Source organism: Streptomyces sp. Q2 (assembly GCF_056820935.1).
Window position 1 is genome coordinate 65,179 of sequence record NZ_JBXEJE010000025.1, and the last position, 18,318, is coordinate 83,496.

Consider the following 18,318-nt stretch of genomic DNA (forward strand, 5'->3'; position numbering starts at 1 on the left):
CCTAGGCCTGAGCCGCCCGGCGTTCCCGCCACTGCCGTACGACGTCCTCGACGTCGTACGGCTTCATACCCAGCGGGGGGCCGGGCGGCGGCTTGAACATCATGTCGCGGATCTTGACGTTGACCTCGGTGAGGAGCTTGCGGACGATCCGCTCCGAGGGCGCCGCGTACGCCGCCGCGAGCGCGTCCTCGGCCTCCTTGCGCAGCGCGAGCGTCGGCGGCAGCACGGCCAGGCCCTCGCGGGCCATCTTCCGTTTGATCCACCACAGTTCGTCGTACGACGTGTCGGTGACCTCGGGCAACGGCTTGCCCAATCCGGGGAGTCCGGCGAACTCGCCGCGTCCCTCGGCATCGCGGATCTGCTTGTCCACCCAGGACTCGAACGGAACTCCGGGTGGCTTTCGCTCGGTCATGAGTCCATTGTGCCGGACGGCCCCGGGCCGGGCGATCTATCATGCGGCGGCTGTGTAAGGACACTTCAGGAGGAGCGCACGTGCTCGAACTCACCATGGCCGCCGTATCCGCGGCGGAGGAGGGTGCCACGGCCGGCATGCTCATGGCCGACTCGCCCAGCGAGCCTGGGGCCGTGCTGCGGGTGGGCCGGGACAAGGCCGTGTGCCGTCTCGCGACGCCCGACGACTGGCTGTTCGTCTCCCGGGTCCACCTGGAGTTCCTCTGCGGCCCGGACGGCACCTGGCACCTGACCTGGCTGCAGGGATCCCAGCCCGACCCGTCCTCCGAGGTCCGCCTCACCGTCGGCGAGTACGTGCAGCCGCTCACCTACGGTGGGACCGTGCCGCTGCCCAGGGGCGGCAGCGGCGAGATCATCGTCCAGGACCGCACCGCCCCGCGCAGCGTCAACGTCGGCTTCTACCACGAGGTGTGAGAGGCAGGGGCTACGCGAGGACCCGCACCAGCGCGAAGCCGTCGTAGCCCTTGCCGCCCACCGTCTGGATCGCCGTACCGCTCAGCCGCGGGTGCTTGCCGATCAGTTCGATGGCGGTGCGGGTGCCCTGGACGTCGGGGGCGATGCTGTCGGCGTCGGCGACCCGGCCGTCCCGCACCACGTTGTCGACGACGATCAGGCTGCCGACGCTGGTCAGCCTGAGCGCCCACTCCACGTAGTGCGGGTTGTTGGCCTTGTCGGCGTCGATGAAGACCAGGTCGAAGGGGGCCGGGTTCTCGTCGGCCAGCTTGGGCAGCGACTCCAGGGCCGCGCCCACCCGCACCTCGACCAGCTTGTCCAGGCCCGCGCGGGCGATGTTGCGGGTGGCGACCTCGGCGTGCCGGGGGTTGTACTCCAGGGAGATGAGGCGGCCGTCGGCGGGCAGCGCGCGGGCCAGCCAGATGGTGCTGTAGCCGCCGAGGGTGCCGATCTCCAGGATGGTGCGGGCGCCCTGGATCTCGGCGAGGAGCTGGAGGAGCTTGCCCTGGGGTGCCGTGACGTTGACGGGCGGCAGCTCGGCGGCCTCGCTGTCGCGCAGGGCCGCCTGAAGTGCCTCGTCGTCCCGCGCGAGATGGGTGGTGAAGTAGTCGTCGACATCGTCCCAGCGCTGCGACTCGCTCATGCACCTGTGCCTTTCGTATGGCTAGTTAGAACTGCTAACTAGATGTGCTAACGAATATAGTCGCGCGCCGGTTCGCTGTCAGGGACTTTCCGCGGCGGGTTTCAGCCGATCGGCCCAGGCGGCCTGGCGTCGCTCGACCGAGGGTGCCGAGCCCGGCAGTGGCCGGCCGGCCGACTCCGCCATGAACCACACCGCCACGCCGCCGATCACGGCCGCGGCCATCATGTAGTACGCGGGCATCATCATGTTCCCGGTCGCGCCGATCAGCGCCGTCACCACCAGCGGGGTCGTACCGCCGAACAGCGAGACCGACACGTTGAAGCCGATGGACAGGGAGCCGTAGCGGACCTTCGTCGGGAACAGCGCCGGCAGCGCGGAGGGCATCGCCGCCGTGAAGCAGACCAGCAGCAGGCCGAGCGCACCCATGCCGAGCGCGACCGCGAGCAGGCTGCCCTGGCGGATCAGCAGCAGGGCCGGGACGGACAGCAGCAGGAAGCCCGCGCAGCCCGCGGCGATGACGGGGCGGCGGCCGATCCGGTCGGTCAGGGCGCCGGCGAAGGGCTGGACGACCATCATCAGGGCCATCACGCCGAGGACGACGAGCAGGCCGTGCGTCTCGTCGTACCTGAGCTCACTGGTCAGGTAGCTCGGCATGTACGACAGCAGCATGTAGTCGGTGACGTTGAAGACCAGCACGAGGCCGACGCAGAGCAGCAGGGCCCGCCACTGGCCGGTGATCATCTCGCGCAGCGGCACCTTCGGCCGGTCCGCCTCGGCCTTCGCGACCTCGGCCGCGAACGCCGGGGTCTCCTCCAGGCGCATCCGCAGGTACAGGCCGATGACGCCCATCGGGCCCGCGATCAGGAAGGGGATCCGCCAGCCCCAGCTCAGCAGGTCGTCGGTGGACAGCAGGGCGGTCATCAGCGTGACCAGGCCCGCGCCGCCGACGTAACCGGCGAGCGTGCCGAACTCCAGCCAGCTGCCGAGGAAGCCGCGCCGCTTGTCGGGGGCGTACTCGGCGATGAAGGTGGAGGCGCCCGCGTACTCGCCGCCGGTGGAGAAGCCCTGCACCAGGCGGGCGGCCAGCAGGAGCAGCGGAGCACCGACGCCGATCGTGGCGTACGAGGGGATCAGGCCGATGGCGAAGGTGCCCGCGGCCATCATGATCATGGTGACGGCGAGGACCTTCTGCCGTCCGACACGGTCACCGAGCGGTCCGAAGACCATGCCGCCGAGCGGGCGGACCAGGAAGGCCGCGGCGAAGGCGCCGAACGTGGACAGCAGCTGGGCGGTGGCGTTGCCGGACGGGAAGAAGACCTTGCCCAGCGTGACCGCTATGTAGCTGTAGACGCCGAAGTCGAACCATTCCATCGCGTTGCCCAGCGCAGCGGCCTTCACGGCGCGCTTCACGAGGGCCGGGTCGGTGACGGTGGCGTTCTTCGGAGTGGGGACGGGGGACGGGGGAGGGGCGACTGTGGCAGTCGTCAAAACCACGCTCACCTGCTTTCGACGGGGACGGGGACAGTCCTGCGCGACGGCGCCGGCGAGCAGGCAGAAAATCGACCATAGGGGTACTTGTCCCGTTCACGTGCTGTACACAGGTGCCTGCATAGGGCACGTAAATGCGGTGTACGCAGGCTCGTGTCCCGGCCCCGGAGCGCATCTGCCGGTACCCCGTTGTGATCCTTCTCGCGTCCTGCGCAGGCAACCGCATCTCCGGCGCACTATCGTCATCCGGACAAAAGGGGAGCGGACGTCAGGTGAAGGAGGGGTTGCCCGCGTCTCTCTCCGGGGGAGGTGCGAGCCCTCAACAGGGTTCGCTGAGCGATCCCACGCGGTGGACGCGTGGGACGGACGGGGCGGAGGCTGACGCGGCGTGGCAAATGCGGAGCACGGCGGGCGACCGGCGGAAGCGTTCGGACCGGCAGCAGGCGGCACGGCCACGGCTGCCCGGGCCCGCCTGCGCGCGGCCCGCCTCGGCCTGTGGCTGCTCGCCGCCGTCCTCGCCGTACGACAGGTGGCCGTCGTCCTCGGTACGCCCCGCGGGGACCGCCTGACGGACCTGGAGACCTGGGTCGGCCCGAACGGCGTCCTGCACGTGAAGGGCTCGCTGTACGACTCGACGCGCTTCACCGGTACCCCTTTCGGTGGACTCGTCATGAAGCCGTTCACGAGAGCCGCCGAGCAGGCCCTCGGCTGGGGCTGGACCTTCGGCACGCTGCTGCTGGTCGTCGCGCTCGGCCTGGTCGCCGCCCGCGCCCTGCCCCAGCCCGTCAGCCGCCGCACCTCCCTGCTCGCCGCGCCGGTCGCGATCAGCCTGCTCATGCTGTCGCTGCCGGTGCGCAACACGCTCTGGCTCGGCCAGACCAGCATCATCCCGGTCCTGCTCGTGCTGCTCGGCTGCTTCGCCGTACGCGGCCAGCGCGCCAGCGGCCTGCTCATCGGCTTCGCCGCCGCCCTGCAGCCCACGGTCCTGCTCTTCGCCCCGCTGCTGTGGTTCACCGGCCGCCGCGGGGCCGCCCTGTCCACCGGCCTCACGTTCGCCGGATGTACGGCGCTCGCCTGGGCGGCGATGTCGCACGACTCGTACACCTACTGGGTGCACCACATGGCCGGCGTGGGCCTAGGCGGCGAGGCCGACGCCCTCGCCAACCAGTCCCTGCACGGGTTCCTGCTCCGCCTGGGCCTGTCCGGCCCCCTGGAGATCACCCTCTTCCTGCTGCTGGGCGCCGCGGTCGCCACCCTCGGCCTGAGCCGCGCCGTGCGCTACGCCCGCGACGGACAGCTCCTGCTCGCCGTCGCGATCACCGGCTGCGCAGCGATCGCCGTCTCGCCGACCACCTGGCAGCACCAGCTGCTGTGGGTGCTGCTCGCGGTCGTCGGGCGGGTCGGCAAGCGGGCCTCCGACCGGTACGTGTGGCCGGTCGCCGTCGTCCTGGTGATGACGCTGCCCGCGAAGATGATGCTGCCGAACATGTCGGCGCTGTACGCCCTGCGCGACAACGCGGTGCTGCTCGCGGCCGTCGCGGCGGCCACCGTCGTCCCGTTCCTGTCCCGCACCTCGCCGTACTTCCGGGCGCCGACCCCGACGCGTTACGCCGCACCCGTCCCCGCACGCTTCGGGCACGTTCCGCTCCTGCCCTTCCTGCGCCGGGTCCTCAGCCGCCCCAACCTCCTGCTGGAGCTGCTGCTCATCCGGGTCACCTACGCCGCCTACCAGCGGGTCCGCCTCGCGGCGACCGGCGGTTCCAACTCGGCCGGCCGGGCCAGGGCCGAGGAGCACGGCCACCAGATCCACGACCTGGAGCGCTGGCTCCACATCGACATCGAGCACTGGGCCAACCACGCGGTCGTCAAGGTCGGCTGGATGCGTGACTTCTTCGACTTCTATTACGCGTCGTTCCACTTCGTCGTCCCGCTGACCGTCCTCGGCGTCCTGTACTGGCGCCGCCCCGTCGACTACCGCTGGGCGCGCTCCTCCCTCGGCTTCGCCACCCTGCTCGCCCTCGTCGGCTTCTGGCTCTACCCGCTCGCCCCGCCGCGTCTGATGCCGAACCTCGGCATCATCGACACCGTGCACGGCGTCCAGGACTTCTCCAAGCCGGACTACGGCACCCTGACCGCCCTCACCAACCAGTACGCGGCGATGCCCTCCCTCCACTTCGGCTGGTCCCTGTGGTGCGGGCTCGTCATCGCGATCATCGCGCCGAGATGGTGGATGAAGGCCCTGGGCCTGCTGCACCCGCTCTTCACGGTCACGGCGATCGTGGTGACCGGCAACCACTGGGTGCTGGACGCGGCGGGTGGTGCGGCGGTCGTGGGGGCGGGGTTCGGCCTGACGTACCTGTTCCAGGGGCCGCGGGCACGGTTGACGACGACCGTCGCCACCGACGGCGAAGAGGTCCGGGCCAAGGACGTGAAGGGCGTGAAGGGCGTGAAGGACCACGCTTCGAGCTGAACCGGTGTGATGTGGTCGGGGACCGTGGGCGCACGGTCGGACGGGCCGACGGCGCCGGGAAGCCGTCGGCCCGAGTGCCGGCCGGTCAGTCGGTGCTGACCTGGAGTTCCTTGACGCCGTTGATCCACGCGGAGCGCAGCCGCCGCGGGTCGCCGGTCTGCCTGAGGCCGGGCATGGCGTCGGCGATCGCGTGGAAGATGAGATCGATCTCCAGGACGGCCAGGGACTTGCCGAGGCAGTAGTGCGGGCCGCCGCCGCCGAAGCCGAGGTGGGGGTTGGGGTCGCGGGTGATGTCGAAGGTGTCCGGGTTCTCGAACACCTCGGGGTCGTGGTTGGCGGAGGCGTAGAAGAGGCCGACCCGGTCACCCTTCTTGATCTGCTTGCCGCCCAGTTCGATGTCCTGGGTGGCGGTGCGCTGGAAGGAGTTGACGGGCGTGGCCCAGCGGACGATCTCCTCGGCGGCGGTCGCCGGCCGCTCCGCCTTGTACAGCTCCCACTGGTCGGGGTGGGTGAGGAAGGCGTGCATGCCGTGGGTGATGGCGTTGCGCGTGGTCTCGTTGCCCGCGACGGCCAGCATCAGCACGAAGAATCCGAACTCGTCCGAGTTGAGGTTGCCCTGGTCCTCGGCGGACACCAGTGTCGTCACGATGTCCTTGGCCGGGCACTGCTTGCGGTCGGCGGCCATGTTCATCGCGTAGGAGATGAGTTCGGTGGCCGATTCCTGGCCGACCTCCTCGGTGATCGCGTACTCCGGATCGTCGTACGAGATCATCTTGTTGGACCAGTCGAAGATCTTGGCCCGGTCGTCCTGCGGGATGCCGATGAGCTCGGCTATCGCCTGGAGCGGCAGTTCACAGGCGACCTGGGTGACGAAGTCGAAGGAGCCGGAGCGGGCGCGGGCCTCCGAGACGATCGCGTGGGCGCGGGCGCGCAGGGTGTCCTCCAGCGCCCGGATGGCCCGCGGGGTGAACACGCGCTGCACGATCTGGCGGACGCGGGTGTGTTCCGGCGGATCCATGTTGAGCAGGATCAGCCGCTGGGCGTCGATCGCGTCGCGCTCGATGTGCTCGTTGAAGCGGATGATCGCCGTGTTGAGGTACGAGGAGAAGAGTTCCGGGTGCGTCGAGACGTACTTGACGTCCGCGTGCCTGGTGACGGCCCAGTACCCGTCGTCCTGGAAGCCGGCGAGGTTCGAGGTCTGCGGGATCCAGCGGACCGGCTCCGCCTGGCGCAGCCCGGCGAACTCCGGCAGCGGGACGCGGTGTTGCAGAAGATCGGGGTCGGTGAAGTCGAACCCGTCGGGGAAAGCTGGACAGGGCATGGGCGACTCCAGCTGAGGGTCTGGGCCGTGGTGTTGCCTGACGGTCCATCAGGAATGAGGTCGCCGTGAAGGTAGTAACGGGTTCTAGAAGTAGCAAGGGGTGCGGCGCCTCGAATTGACTGCACGCCCCTTGCGGTGGCGGGCGACCGGTCAGCAGACTGCAGGTGGAACTAGAACACGTACTAGTTCCGCGTGGCGGGCCGGGCCGGGACGCCCCCGCGCCGCGCGGGTACCGGAGGAGAGGAACTCCCCATGGCCGCGGAACCCGTGATCGTCGAGGCCGTACGCACCCCCATCGGCAGGCGCGGCGGCGCGCTCGCCAACCTGCATCCCGCCTATCTCCTGGGCGAGACCTACCGTGAACTCCTCGGCCGCACCGGCATCCCCGCCGACTGCGTCGAACAGATCGTCGGCGGCACGGTCACCCACGCCGGCGAACAGTCCATGAACCCCGCGCGCACGGCCTGGCTGACGGTCGGGCTGCCGTACGAGACGGCGGCGACGACGGTCGACGCACAGTGCGGATCCTCCCAGCAGGCCTCGCACATGGTGGCCAACATGATCTCCGCGGGCGTGATCGACGTGGGCATCAGCTGTGGCGTCGAGTCGATGTCACGGGTCCCGCTGGGATCCGGGTCGAAGCACGGGCCGGGGAAGCCGTTCCCCGACGAGTGGAACGTGGATCTGCCCAATCAGTTCGAGGCGGCGGAGCGGATCGCGCGACACCGGGGCCTGACCCGGGAGAACGTCGACTCGCTGGGACTGATCTCGCAGGAACGTGCCGCGGTGGCCTGGGCGGAGGAACGGTTCAAGCGCGAGACGTTCGCCGTGCAGGTGCCGACGACGGAGGAGGAGCAGCGGGCCGGGCAGGGCATGTGGCGGCTGGTCGACCGTGACGAGGGGCTGCGCGACACGTCCATGGAGGCGCTGGCCCGGCTGAAGCCGATCATGCCGACGGCCGTCCACACGGCGGGCAACTCGTCCCAGATCAGCGACGGTTCGGCGGCGATCATGTGGGCGTCCAAGCGGATGGCCCGCGCGCTGAAGCTGCGCCCCCGGGCGCGGATCGTCGCGCAGGCACTGGTGGGCGCCGACCCGCACTTCCACCTGGACGGGCCGATCGACGCGACGCGGGCGGTGCTGGGAAAGGCCGGCATGTCGATGAAGGACATCGACGTCGTCGAGATCAACGAGGCGTTCGCGTCCGTGGTGCTGAGCTGGGCGCAGGTCTTCGAGCAGGACCTGGCAAAGGTCAACGTCAACGGCGGCGCGATCGCGCTCGGGCATCCCGTCGGGGCGACGGGGGCCCGGCTCATCACGACCGCGCTGCACGAACTGGAGCGCGTGGACAAGGAGTTCGCCCTGGTGACGATGTGCGCCGGGGGCGGGCTGGCCACCGGGACGATCGTCCAGCGGCTGTAGTCGCTGCCCGCAGGTCTCTCAGGACGACGCTCCATAGCGGGTGACGATCATGGCGGCGCGGTCGTGCAGGGAGGCACGCAGCTCCTGCGGGGCCAGGACCTCCGCGTACGGGGCGTGCTGCCACAGCGCCCATTCGGCGTGTCGCGCGTCCTGGAAGATCACGTGCAGTCGCAGCCGGCCGTCCGCGTCGGATTCCTCGGCGTGGACGGCCAGCGCGGTGCCCACCAGATGGTCCCGCCGCCCCGGGTCCACCCGTACCAGCACGGCGACCTGGTCGCCTCCGGTGCGGAACCGCGCGTTGCGTTCCTGCCAGGCCCGGTCCAGGTCGACCGAGCCCGGCCGCTGCGCGGGTTCGTCGAGCGCCTCGGCGGCCAGCACCCGCGACAGCCGGTACGTGCGGTCCGCGCCGCCCCTCTTGGCCAGCAGATAGCCCTGCTCGCGTACGGTGACCAGGCCGATCGGGTCCACCGTGCGCCACTTCGGGGGCTCGTCCACAGCCTCGTACCGGATGCGCAGCTTGTGTCCGGCGAACACCGCGCGCCGGACCTCGGACACGATGGTGTCGGGCACCTCATCCGCCGACACGCGGCGCGAGAGGAGGTCGGTCTCCGGGTCGATGAGCAACCGCTGCGCCGCGCCGGCGGCGGTGTCCCGAAGGCCTTCCGGCAGTGCGTCGACCAGCTTGAGTATGGCCGAGGCGAGCGCCGAACCGAGGCCGAACACCTGCGCGCCGCGCCGGGATCCGACGACCAGCAGAGCGAGCGCCTCGTCGTGGTTCAGTCCGGTGAGCGCCGTCTGGAAATCGGGCAACAACGCGAAACCGCCGTGCCGGCCGCGCTCGGCGTAGACCGGTACACCGGCCGCGGACAGTGCCTCTATGTCGCGCAGCACCGTGCGGGTGGACACCTCCAGCTCACTGGCCAGCGTGTCCGCGGTCATCCGACCGCGCTGGCGCAGGAGGAGCACCAGGGAAACCAACCGGTCGGCGCGCACCTGAAAAATCTAGCAAAAATACATGACCAAGGGTGTCATGTTTTGTTGGGAGGCTCCTTCACACGACGTCAAAAGCTTGGCGCTGCCGAATCGAATGGAGCTACTGCTGCAATGGAACGCAATGCGGTCAACCCGGTGTCGTGGTCGGTGGAGATGGGCTTCAACCAGGGCGAGGTCGTCTCCGGGCACTCGCGCACCCTGTACATCTCGGGCCAGACCGCGATGAGCAGCGAGGGCAAGCCCGAGCACGACGGTGACATGGCGGCGCAGCTGGCGCTGAGCATCGACAACATCGAGGCCGTGCTCGCCGAGGCCGGCATGTCCCTCTCGAACCTCGTCCGGCTCAACGTCTACACGACCGACGTCGACCTGCTCTTCCAGCACTACGGCGTACTGGCGGGACGGCTGGGAGCCGCCCGGGTCGCGCCGACCACCACGATGCTCGGGGTGACGCGCCTGGCGATCCCCGGCCAGCTGGTCGAGCTCGAGGGCACCGCCGTCGCGTGAGGTGATCTCGTCTCGCCCGCTGCTCGTGCCCGTCGAACGGGCACGAGCAGCGGGCTCACGCCGTGCCCTGATCGCCGCGGACGGCACGGCGGAGCTTCGGGAGACGCTCGTGCAGGACGCGTTCCCCGCCGTGCTGTGTGGGGCGGTAGTAGTCCTTCCCCACGAGGTCGTCCGGCGGGTACTGCTGCTCCAGGACTCCGTCGGAGGAGGCGTGGGGGTACTGGTAGCCGATCGCGTTGCCCAACTCCCTGGCGCCCGTGTAGCGGCCGTACCGCAGGTGAGCGGGGATCTCGCCGACGGCGCCCGCTCGGACGTCGGCCATCGCCTCGTCGATCCCGACGATCACCGTGTTCGACTTCGGCGCCATGGCCAGATGCACGGTGGCCTGCGCCAGGGCGAGGCGGGCCTCGGGCATGCCGATCAGCTGGACCGTCTGCGCCGCCGCGACCGCGGCCTGAAGTGCCGTCGGGTCCGCCAGCCCGACGTCCTCACTGGCGTGCACCACCAGCCGCCGCGCGACGAACCGCGGGTCCTCCCCGGCCACGAGCATGCGGGCCAGGTAGTGCAGCGCGGCGTCGGGGTCGGAGCCGCGGATCGACTTGATGAACGCGCTGATGACGTCGTAGTGCTGGTCGCCCTGCCGGTCGTAGCGCACGGTGGTCTCGGCGACGGCCCGCTCCACGGCCGGCACGTCGATCACCGTGCCCCCGGTGTCGCTCACCCCGTCGGCACTCGCCTCCAGCGCGGTCAGCGCGCTCCGGGCGTCGCCGGCCGCGAGACGTACCAGCGCGTCCTCGGCCTCCGGGGACAGTGAGATGGAACCGTCGAGGCCGCGCTCGTCCTTCACCGCCCGCCGCAGCAGCTCGCGGACCTCGTCCTCGTCCAGCGACTGGAGCTGCAGTACCAACAGCCGTGAGAGCAGCGGCGACACCACCGAGAACGACGGGTTCTCCGTGGTGGCGGCGACAAGCAGCACCAGCCGGTCCTCGACAGCCCCGAGCAGGGCGTCCTGCTGGGTCTTGGAGAAGCGGTGCACCTCGTCGATGAACAGCACCGTCTGCCGGTTCTGGCGGTCACGGCGACGGCGCGCGTCGCTCATCACCTCGCGCAGTTCCTTGACTCCGCTGGACAGCGCCGAGAGGGCGACGAAGTGCCGGGTGGCGACGGTGGCGAGCAGGCGCGCGATCGTGGTCTTCCCGGTGCCGGGCGGGCCGTAGAGCAACACCGACGCCGCCTCCCCGCCCTCCGCCAGCCGCCGCAGCGGCGCGCCGGGACGCAGCAAGTGCGCCTGGCCGACGACCTCGGCGAGGTTGCGCGGCCGCATCCGCACCGCCAGCGGGGCGGTGGCCCGCACGGGCTCGGCGGGCGGGGGGTCGTCGGACGTCGGTAAGTCGAACAGCCCCTCATCCCCGGCAGCCATCACTCCACCCGCCCCTCGGCACAGAGCACGACGTAATTGGACACGCGCGGCGGCCCTCCCTCTGTGGGTTGCTCACTCATACGGTCTCGGCGACTACGCGTACAGCGTTCCCCGGGCGACGACCACGGCCGACCCCGCCACCTGGACCGACTCGATCCGTTCACAAGTCCCCACGGCCCGGGCGCGCATCGTCGAAGGACGGCCGATCTCCACCCCCTGGCGGATCTCGATCCACTCTCCGAAAGGGATCAGACCGTGCCGGGCCAAATGTACCGCGAGCGCACCGGCGGCCGAGCCGGTGGCGGCGTCCTCCACCACGCCGTAGGCGGGCGAGAACATCCGCAGCCTCCACGAAGTGCCCGACCCCGCGAAGCAGTTGGCGGCCATGTCGGGCAGCCTGGCGAGAATCCTCTGGTCCGGTTCCACGTCGGAGAGCGCGGCCACGCTGTCCAGGCCGACGAACACGTGCCGTGGCCCGTTGCGGTAGACCTCGACCGGCAGGGTGCTGCCCGAGGCCACCAGGTCGAGACCGGCGAGCAGCTCGTCCGCACGGTCGTAGGGCTCCCACGTCGGGACGGGTTGCCACATGCCGGCCGCGGCGGCCCGGCCCTCGCCGTCACGCTCGAGTTCGAACGCCACGGTGCCCATGGCGGTCTCCATCCGGAGCTCCTTCGCCGGGTTCGACTCGCCGAGCACGACGGCCGTACCCAGGGTCGGATGTCCGGCGAACGGCAGCTCGTTCACCGGGGTGAAGATGCGGACCCGCACATCACCGTCGTCCTCCGCGGGGAGGACGAAGACGGTCTCCGACAGGTGCATCTCCTGGGCGATCCGCTGCATGCGCCGGGGGGAGAGGCCGGCGGAATCCAGGAAGACCGCGGTCGGGTTTCCCTCCAGTGGGACGTCGGTGAAGACGTCGGCCACCACGTACTCGTACGTACCCATGGGTTCCGTTCTCGAAGTGGGGACATCGGGGTCGGCGGCCCCAGGTCAGTGGGTGTCGAACAGGGCCTGGTACCGGGCGACCGCCTGTTCCGTGGCCGCGCGCTCGGCAGGGGTCGGGTGGAAGGGGTCCACGGCCGGGGGCAGGGCACCGAGTTTGAGCAGCGCGGCCATGAGGAGCAGGCGCGCCTTGGTGGCCGTGAGGTTGTTGCCCGAGATGAACGTCGGATCCGTCCGGTACGCCATGCCTCCGGTGTTGCCGCGGCCCGTGCGGACCACCGGCAGGCCGGCGAAGAGGGCGACACTCAGCGCCGCGTTCCTCGTCGGGTCGGCCATCCCGAACGGCGACATGCCCTCACACACGAAGCCGGCCAGTGGCGCGTTGGCGAGGCTGGCGTTGATCCGAGCGAGGATCTCGACCTCCTCGTCGGCGAGGGGCGGACCGTCGGCGCCGGCACCCGTCGCCGCGTACCGGCTGTACTTGGTGATCGAGACGTGCGGCATGGCGGCGGGTACGAGTCCGGCGGCGTCCTTCGTCACGACGTCGACCAAGGACACGCCCGTGTTGAGGGTCCCGGCGACGCCGGCCACCCGGTCGGGGAGCACGGTGAGGCGCAGCTGTGAGCGATGGGTGTGTCTGCGGGCGGGGAGGTAGGTGAGCTGCGGGGGACCGTAGCCACCCAGGTCGGCGACGACTCCCCCGTGCCCGCCGGTGACTTCGTAGCCCCCTGGTCGGGCGTCGACCTTGGTCACGTCCCGGGCCGCGTAGACGAGCTCGTCGACGATCACGCAGGCACCGACGCGGTCCTCGCCCCGTTCGTCCAGGGCGACACCCGACGCGATGAACTTCACGCCGTCCACCACGTTGCGGTCGCCGTCCGCGCTCAGGGACTGGTGGCGGCGCTGAGCCGCGTGTCCGACGAGCGGCACCGTCGTGTCGACCAGCAGTCCGAGCCAGTACAGGGTCTCGTCGACGGTCGGGCTTCCCTCGAGCCATTGGACGCCGGCGTACTCGCCCGCGGCGAGGACGGCCTGGACCTGGTTGGTCGCCTGGGCGAGGTCCGCCAGGCCGGGTTCGCTCTGGAGGTGGTACGGGTAGTAGACGAAGAAGTCCTGCCCGAGGCGCTCGGCATCGGGGCCCGCGGTGTATCCGCCCGACGGAGCGGCACGGAAGAAGTCGAAGTCGGCGATCGACCCCAGCTCGACGGGCGTGCCGTGGTCGGCCAGGCCGAACCGCTCGATCTCCTCGTAGAGGCGGCGGGCGTCGGGGTAGAACGTCTGCCGAGCGGCTCCCGGTGGTGCGAACGGTGCCGTCGAGGTCTCCTCCCAGGCGGATCCGTCCGCCTGCCTGCCCATGTACGGCAGGGGATACAGACCGTCGGCGGGATCGAGTTCGACGACGTACACCGGTGTGGCGTCGTCGAAGGGCTGCTCCTGGTGGAACGTGCCGTCCTTGTCGAGCCAGCCGTCCGGCGGGGCGTACAGGCCGGCCGCGTCTCGTTCGAGCGGGTGCGCGCTGAACGCCTCGACGTACAACGTCACCGGCGCCGCGAGCCGTTGAGGACGCAGCACGTCGAAGTGAGCGGGGCGTGGCGGCAGACCGTGGCGCAGGCGTGCCTTGTTCGACGTGACCAGGTCCGGTGTGTTCAGAACCGTCGCCGTCGGTCCGGCGAACACCGCGATCCGCGGTCGCCGCGCGCCGCGCGGAAGAAGGTCACCCGTCACAGCGGCCGCAGGTGTTCGATCGTGATGGGGTACTCCTCGGCCAGCCGCTGGGCGACCAGCGACCGGTGACAGGCCTCGGGATCGCGCTCGACGCAGAACAGCGCCGCCGTCCCGCCGCTCGGCAGCGCCGACACGATCGGCTCGAGGTCGGCGGGGTCGAGGATCTCGGCGGTGTAGCGGCGCGTGTACTCGGCGGCCAGTTCGCGGCGGGAGCGCTTGCCGACCCCCAGGCGGTCGTCCTCGGCGTACTGGAGGTGACGCAACTCGGTGGTCGGGGCGAGTTCACGGTGGTGCTCGTAGGCGATCCCGGCCTCGGCGAGAGCCGCCTGCAGCCGAAGTGAGTTCGCCCAGGCGTAGTCCGGGCCGCGGACACCGCGGCGCTGACGTACGTCCAACAGCAGCCGCACGTTCGCCTGTCGCAGTCGTTGCAGGTAGGAATCGGCGTCGAAGCCGTAGACACCGATCGTTGCCATCTTGAGCACCGGGGATCTCCTGTTCGAGCTGCTACTCGTGCCGACCCGACGGGGTGCGCGGCGCGGCGATCAGGGCGGTCGTCTCCATGGGCAGCTCCGCGGTCCCGGCGACGTCCAGGCCGGCCCGGTCCAGCAGCCGCGTGATCCGGTCGAGGGTGCGGTGTTCGCCGCCCGTGGTCACCAGGAGGTGCAGGTCCCACAGCGCCGGCAGCACGGTGGAGTTCTCGTCCTCGACGAAGCGGTCCAGGATCAGCAGTCGCGACGAGGAGCCGGCCATGGCGCGACGGCAGTTCTCGAAGACGCCGACGACGGCTTCGTCGTCCCAGCCGGCCAGCACCCGGCACAGGATGTAGACGTCCCCGCCCGCCGGGACGTCCTCGAACATGTCGCCGCCGACCAGCTCGGCGCGGTCCAGGCCGACGGTGGCGGACAGGTGCTCACGCGCCTTCGGCATCATGTGCTCGCGGTCGAAGAGCGTGCCTCGGGCATCCGGTGTCGCCCCGAGGATCGTGGCGAGAAGGTGCCCGCCCCCTCCGCCCACGTCCACGACCGTCTTGCCGCCGGAGAAGTCGAAGATCTCGGGCACCTGGTGGAAGAACATGCTCGCGGCGTTCATGGTGTGCTGGAACCGCCTGGCGGTGGCCGCGTCCTGGCCGAGATAGTCGTAGAACGACTGGCCGTAGGCGGCTTCGAATCCCGAGCTCTCCGTGCTGATGGCGTGGTGGGCGTGACCCCACGCGGAGTAGAACTCCTCGCCGTACAGCAGGCACATGTCGCGCAGTGACTGAGGGCCGTCGAGCAGAGCCGCGCTCACCCGGGTACAGCGGTACCCGGTGGACTCGGCGCCCTCGAACACGCCCATGGCCACCAGAAGGCGCATCAGGCGGTGAATGCCCTGTTCGTTGGCCCCGGTCGCCTTGGCGAGTTCGGCGTCGGTGTTTCGGCCGGCCTCTATGTGGTCGGGCAGTCCGAGTTTGACCGAGGTGTAGAGCGCCTGTGCCCGCCATCCGCCGGTGATGATGTCGACCACGTCTCGAGTGGCCTGTACGTCGACTGTCATCGGGACCTCACCGCTGCTCGGTGATGTTGAACATCCAGGTGATGCCGAACCTGTCCACGAGCGTGCCGGCCTCGTCGCCCCAGATCTGCTTCTTGAGGGGCATCGCCACGGTGCCGCCGGCGGACAGCCTCTCGAAGTAGTCGCGGAGTTTCGCGTCGTCACCGCCGAGGTAGAGCGCGACGTTGGTGCCCGGGTTGTAGGGAACCCGCTCGGGGACGTCCCACGCCATCACCGTGAAGCCGTCCGAGGTGGTGAGGGTGGCGTGCATGATCCTGTCGGCGTCGGGCGACTCCGGCGAGCCGAAGTCGCCGAACGTGCCCAACTCCAGCTTGCCGCCGAGGACTTCGTTGTAGAACTCCATCGCCTGCCGAGCGTCGCCGTCGAAGGCGAGATACGGGTTGAGCTGAGATCCCACGTGATGCTCCTTGCTGTGCGTGCGAACGACGTGAATTTCCTCGAAAGCGGGAAGGGAATTCCCTACGTGGGGATTCCGCCGCGATTGACCTTCGGCACCTCGATACCCAGCGCCCGCAGCTGCTGGAACGGGTTCATGAACTCGCGGTTCTGCTTGATCTTTCCGTCTTCGAGCAGGAACGAGTGGATGAAGTGGTTCCTGTAATAGCCGGGCGGATAGTCCGGGTAGAGGATCTGCCCCTCTCCGTCACACTCGACCCAGAACCTGTTGGGGTCCTGTGTCTCGAAGATCTCCACGTTCTTCCATTCCCAGTCGGGGAACATGCGCAGCGACCACTCGCCGTGCGCCTTGAGCTTCTCGTGCCCCTGGGAGGTGATCGGTTCGCCGGTGTCGCTGGTCCACAGGCCGGCGCTGCCGTCCTCGGCGAACAGCAGGTAGCGCGTCAAACGGTTCTCGCCCTTGCGGCTCATGTAGTCCGCGACGACGGCACGGTGCCGGGCGCGCAGGTCGCGGTCGGCTTCGAGCCCCTCGGGCCGGGCCTTTTCCGTTTCCATCTCGAATCCCTCAATCCATGATGGGGGGCGTGGTTATTGACGGGGTCTGTGCGGAGGCCTGTTCTCCAGAGCCGTCCGAAATCGACCGGAACCGCGTGTCAGAGCCGGAGCTCGGGGCGGTAGATGTCCAGCCACGTGCTCAGATCGAGCACGCGCTCCATGCCGTTGCGGACGTCGATCGGCATCGAGCCCGAGTCCTGCCGCGTGATGTCCTCCAGCCAGCTGCGGTCGACCAGATCGAAGACCGGGTCGTCGGTCGTGAGCAGTTCCTTGGACTGCTGCAGCAGCGCGCCCGTGTAGTGCGGGTCCAGCGTGGCGGGGTAGGGGGCCTTCACCCGGTTCAGCACCGACTCGGGCAGCAGATCGGCGGTCGCGGCGCGGAGCAGGCTCTTCTCCCTGCCGTCGAAGGTCTTCATCGACCACGGGGTGTTGTAGACGTACTCCACGAGGCGGTGGTCGCAGAAGGGGACCCGTACCTCCAGCCCGACGGCCATGCTGATCCGGTCCTTGCGCTCCAGGAGCATCCGGACGAAGCGCGTCAGGTGCAGGTGGGACATCACCCGCATCCGCATCTCGTGGTCGCTCTCGCCCTCGGCCCGCTCGACCTCGGCGACCGCGTCGGAGTAGCGGTCACCGATGTAGGTGGGCAGGTCGAGGGCGGCGGTGATGTCGGGGTTGAACCGGTCCGACACCTGGGCCCGCGCGCCGCTGACGAAGACAGCCATCCAGGGGAAGGTGTGCGCCGCCTGGACCTCCGGCTGGTGGAACCACCTGTACCCGCCGAAGACCTCGTCGGCGGACTCGCCGGACAGGGCGACCGTGGACTGCTCGCGGATGGCCTGGAACAGCAGGTACAGCGAGGCGTCCATGTCGCCGAGGCTGAGCGGACTGTCCCGCGCGGTGATGACGGCCCGGCGCACTCCCGGGTCGGCGATCGCGGCGTGGTCGAGCACGATGAACTCGTGCTGCGAGCCGACGTGACCGGCCACCTCCTGCGCGTAGGGGGCGTCCGTCGTGGCCCGCAGGTCGTCGGCGACGAAGTCGTCCTCCCGTCCGACGAAGTCCACCGCGAAACTGCGCACCTTCTCGCCGGGCTCGCCGTGCTCCCCGGGCCGGCCGAGCTTGGCGGCGGCCAGTGCGGTGATCGCGCTGGAGTCCAGGCCGCCGGAGAGCAGGGTGCAGCGCGGGACGTCGGAGACCATCTGCCGGCTGACGATGTCCTCGAGCAGTTCGCGCACCGTGGCGACGGTGGTCTTCCGGTCGTCGGTGTGCGGACGGGTGGGAAGCGTCCAGTAGCGGCGCTCGCGCAGGCCGGAGCGGTCGACGGTGACCACGCCGCCCGGGACCACCTCGCGCATCCCGCACCACACCGCGCTCCCCGGCGTCTGGGTGAAGCTGACCAGCTCCCGCAGTCCGGCGAGGTCGACCGCGCGGTCCGCCAGCGGGTTGGCGAGGATCGCCTTCGGCTCGGAGCCGAACAGCACCCCGTCGTCGGTGCTGGAGAAGTAGAGCGGCTTGACGCCCATCCGGTCGCGGATCATCACGAGCTTCTCGGCGCGGGAATCCCAGACGGCGAAGGCGAACATGCCGTTGAGCCGTTCGGCGACCGCCTCCCCCCACTCCAGGTACCCGTGGAGCACCACCTCGGTGTCGCTGCGGGTCAGGAACCGGTGGCCCCGGCGGAGCAACTCGCTCCTGAGCTCGGTGTAGTTGTAGACCTCACCGCTGTAGGTGATCGTCACCGGGCCGTCGTCGGTGGGCACCACCATGGGCTGGGTGCCGCCTTCGACGTCGATGACCGCCAGCCTTCGATGACCGAGGGCCGCGTGCCGGTCGAGCCAGGCGCCCCCGGCGTCCGGTCCCCGGCAGGCCATGGTCTGTGTCATCGCGTCCAGCCGCGCGCGCTGCTGAGTCAGATCCCGGTCGAACGAGACCCAGCCCGTAATTCCACACATCGACTT

At 69.9% G+C, this 18,318-nt stretch carries 17 protein-coding genes; 4 read left to right on the forward strand and 13 right to left on the reverse strand.

The window, feature by feature from the left end; translation table 11 throughout:
• Position 1: 1 nt before the first annotated feature.
• Positions 2–412, reverse strand: coding sequence for a DnaJ family domain-containing protein (locus tag ACWBNA_RS27140; RefSeq protein WP_482707138.1), 411 nt, complete (start codon positions 410–412; stop codon positions 2–4).
• 80 nt (positions 413–492) lie between these two features.
• Here ACWBNA_RS27140 and ACWBNA_RS27145 point away from each other — a divergent pair, with 80 nt between their 5' ends.
• On the forward strand, positions 493–885 hold the full coding sequence (locus tag ACWBNA_RS27145; protein ID WP_482707139.1) for an FHA domain-containing protein: 393 nt from the start codon (positions 493–495) through the stop codon (positions 883–885).
• A gap of 10 nt (positions 886–895) precedes the next feature.
• Here ACWBNA_RS27145 and ACWBNA_RS27150 read toward each other — a convergent pair whose 3' ends face one another.
• Together ACWBNA_RS27150 and proP are read right to left on the reverse strand one after the other, a co-directional pair.
• Entirely contained in the window at positions 896–1,567 is a 672-nt protein-coding gene (locus ACWBNA_RS27150; RefSeq protein WP_482707140.1) for an O-methyltransferase, read from the reverse strand.
• Positions 1,568–1,645: 78 nt separating this feature from the next.
• Positions 1,646–3,055 carry a glycine betaine/L-proline transporter ProP gene (proP, locus tag ACWBNA_RS27155; RefSeq protein WP_482707141.1) on the reverse strand — a complete coding sequence of 470 codons (1,410 nt, stop codon included), beginning with the start codon at positions 3,053–3,055 and terminating at the stop codon, positions 1,646–1,648.
• 388 nt (positions 3,056–3,443) lie between these two features.
• Here proP and ACWBNA_RS27160 point away from each other — a divergent pair, with 388 nt between their 5' ends.
• On the forward strand, positions 3,444–5,525 hold the full coding sequence (locus ACWBNA_RS27160) for a bifunctional glycosyltransferase 87/phosphatase PAP2 family protein (RefSeq protein WP_482707142.1): 2,082 nt from the start codon (positions 3,444–3,446) through the stop codon (positions 5,523–5,525).
• An 85-nt stretch (positions 5,526–5,610) separates the two neighbouring features.
• Here ACWBNA_RS27160 and ACWBNA_RS27165 read toward each other — a convergent pair whose 3' ends face one another.
• Positions 5,611–6,846 carry a cytochrome P450 gene (locus tag ACWBNA_RS27165; RefSeq protein ID WP_482707143.1) on the reverse strand — a complete coding sequence of 412 codons (1,236 nt, stop codon included), beginning with the start codon at positions 6,844–6,846 and terminating at the stop codon, positions 5,611–5,613.
• Positions 6,847–7,098: 252 nt separating this feature from the next.
• Here ACWBNA_RS27165 and ACWBNA_RS27170 point away from each other — a divergent pair, with 252 nt between their 5' ends.
• Positions 7,099–8,268, forward strand: coding sequence for a steroid 3-ketoacyl-CoA thiolase (locus ACWBNA_RS27170; RefSeq protein WP_482707144.1), 1,170 nt, complete (start codon positions 7,099–7,101; stop codon positions 8,266–8,268).
• 18 nt (positions 8,269–8,286) lie between these two features.
• On the opposite strand, the gene ACWBNA_RS27175 is transcribed toward ACWBNA_RS27170, so the two are convergent.
• Entirely contained in the window at positions 8,287–9,261 is a 975-nt protein-coding gene (locus ACWBNA_RS27175; RefSeq protein ID WP_482707145.1) for a helix-turn-helix transcriptional regulator, read from the reverse strand.
• A 111-nt stretch (positions 9,262–9,372) separates the two neighbouring features.
• Here ACWBNA_RS27175 and ACWBNA_RS27180 point away from each other — a divergent pair, with 111 nt between their 5' ends.
• Positions 9,373–9,768, forward strand: coding sequence for a RidA family protein (locus ACWBNA_RS27180; protein WP_482707146.1), 396 nt, complete (start codon positions 9,373–9,375; stop codon positions 9,766–9,768).
• A 55-nt stretch (positions 9,769–9,823) separates the two neighbouring features.
• Here ACWBNA_RS27180 and ACWBNA_RS27185 read toward each other — a convergent pair whose 3' ends face one another.
• From ACWBNA_RS27185 to asnB, 8 genes are all read right to left on the reverse strand, one after another.
• Positions 9,824–11,188: a replication-associated recombination protein A gene (locus ACWBNA_RS27185; protein WP_482707147.1), complete on the reverse strand. Its 1,365-nt coding sequence runs from the start codon at positions 11,186–11,188 to the stop codon at positions 9,824–9,826.
• 93 nt (positions 11,189–11,281) lie between these two features.
• Complete coding sequence (locus tag ACWBNA_RS27190) at positions 11,282–12,133, reverse strand: PhzF family phenazine biosynthesis protein (protein WP_482707148.1); 852 nt, start codon at positions 12,131–12,133, stop codon at positions 11,282–11,284.
• A 45-nt stretch (positions 12,134–12,178) separates the two neighbouring features.
• Positions 12,179–13,855, reverse strand: a complete 1,677-nt coding sequence (locus tag ACWBNA_RS27195; protein ID WP_482707149.1) for an asparaginase domain-containing protein — start codon at positions 13,853–13,855, stop codon at positions 12,179–12,181.
• Complete coding sequence (locus tag ACWBNA_RS27200; protein WP_482707228.1) at positions 13,852–14,328, reverse strand: DUF488 family protein, N3 subclade; 477 nt, start codon at positions 14,326–14,328, stop codon at positions 13,852–13,854. The genes ACWBNA_RS27195 and ACWBNA_RS27200 overlap by 4 nt, the downstream gene beginning before the upstream one ends.
• A gap of 31 nt (positions 14,329–14,359) precedes the next feature.
• The gene (locus ACWBNA_RS27205) at positions 14,360–15,388 is read right to left on the reverse strand and encodes a methyltransferase (RefSeq protein ID WP_482707150.1); all 1,029 of its coding nucleotides are present in this window, start codon (positions 15,386–15,388) and stop codon (positions 14,360–14,362) included.
• A gap of 7 nt (positions 15,389–15,395) precedes the next feature.
• Positions 15,396–15,803 (reverse strand): VOC family protein, encoded by a 408-nt coding sequence (locus ACWBNA_RS27210; RefSeq protein ID WP_482707151.1) that lies wholly within the window; start codon positions 15,801–15,803, stop codon positions 15,396–15,398.
• Between the two features lie 62 nt (positions 15,804–15,865).
• Positions 15,866–16,357 carry a PhzA/PhzB family protein gene (locus ACWBNA_RS27215; protein ID WP_482707152.1) on the reverse strand — a complete coding sequence of 164 codons (492 nt, stop codon included), beginning with the start codon at positions 16,355–16,357 and terminating at the stop codon, positions 15,866–15,868.
• A gap of 98 nt (positions 16,358–16,455) precedes the next feature.
• Positions 16,456–18,312, reverse strand: coding sequence for an asparagine synthase (glutamine-hydrolyzing) (asnB, locus tag ACWBNA_RS27220; RefSeq protein ID WP_482707153.1), 1,857 nt, complete (start codon positions 18,310–18,312; stop codon positions 16,456–16,458).
• Positions 18,313–18,318 lie beyond the last annotated feature (6 nt).

Coding starts and splice junctions, on each gene's coding strand:
- ACWBNA_RS27140 (WP_482707138.1), bottom strand. CDS start 412: ATGACCGAGCGAAAGCCACCCGGAGTTCCGTTCGAGTCCTGGGTGGAC.
- ACWBNA_RS27185 (WP_482707147.1), bottom strand. CDS start 11,188: ATGGCTGCCGGGGATGAGGGGCTGTTCGACTTACCGACGTCCGACGAC.
- ACWBNA_RS27215 (WP_482707152.1), bottom strand. CDS start 16,357: ATGGAAACGGAAAAGGCCCGGCCCGAGGGGCTCGAAGCCGACCGCGAC.
- ACWBNA_RS27165 (WP_482707143.1), bottom strand. CDS start 6,846: ATGCCCTGTCCAGCTTTCCCCGACGGGTTCGACTTCACCGACCCCGAT.
- ACWBNA_RS27190 (WP_482707148.1), bottom strand. CDS start 12,133: ATGGGTACGTACGAGTACGTGGTGGCCGACGTCTTCACCGACGTCCCA.
- asnB (WP_482707153.1), bottom strand. CDS start 18,312: ATGTGTGGAATTACGGGCTGGGTCTCGTTCGACCGGGATCTGACTCAG.
- ACWBNA_RS27200 (WP_482707228.1), bottom strand. CDS start 14,328: ATGGCAACGATCGGTGTCTACGGCTTCGACGCCGATTCCTACCTGCAA.
- ACWBNA_RS27205 (WP_482707150.1), bottom strand. CDS start 15,388: ATGACAGTCGACGTACAGGCCACTCGAGACGTGGTCGACATCATCACC.
- ACWBNA_RS27170 (WP_482707144.1), top strand. CDS start 7,099: ATGGCCGCGGAACCCGTGATCGTCGAGGCCGTACGCACCCCCATCGGC.
- ACWBNA_RS27180 (WP_482707146.1), top strand. CDS start 9,373: ATGGAACGCAATGCGGTCAACCCGGTGTCGTGGTCGGTGGAGATGGGC.
- ACWBNA_RS27150 (WP_482707140.1), bottom strand. CDS start 1,567: ATGAGCGAGTCGCAGCGCTGGGACGATGTCGACGACTACTTCACCACC.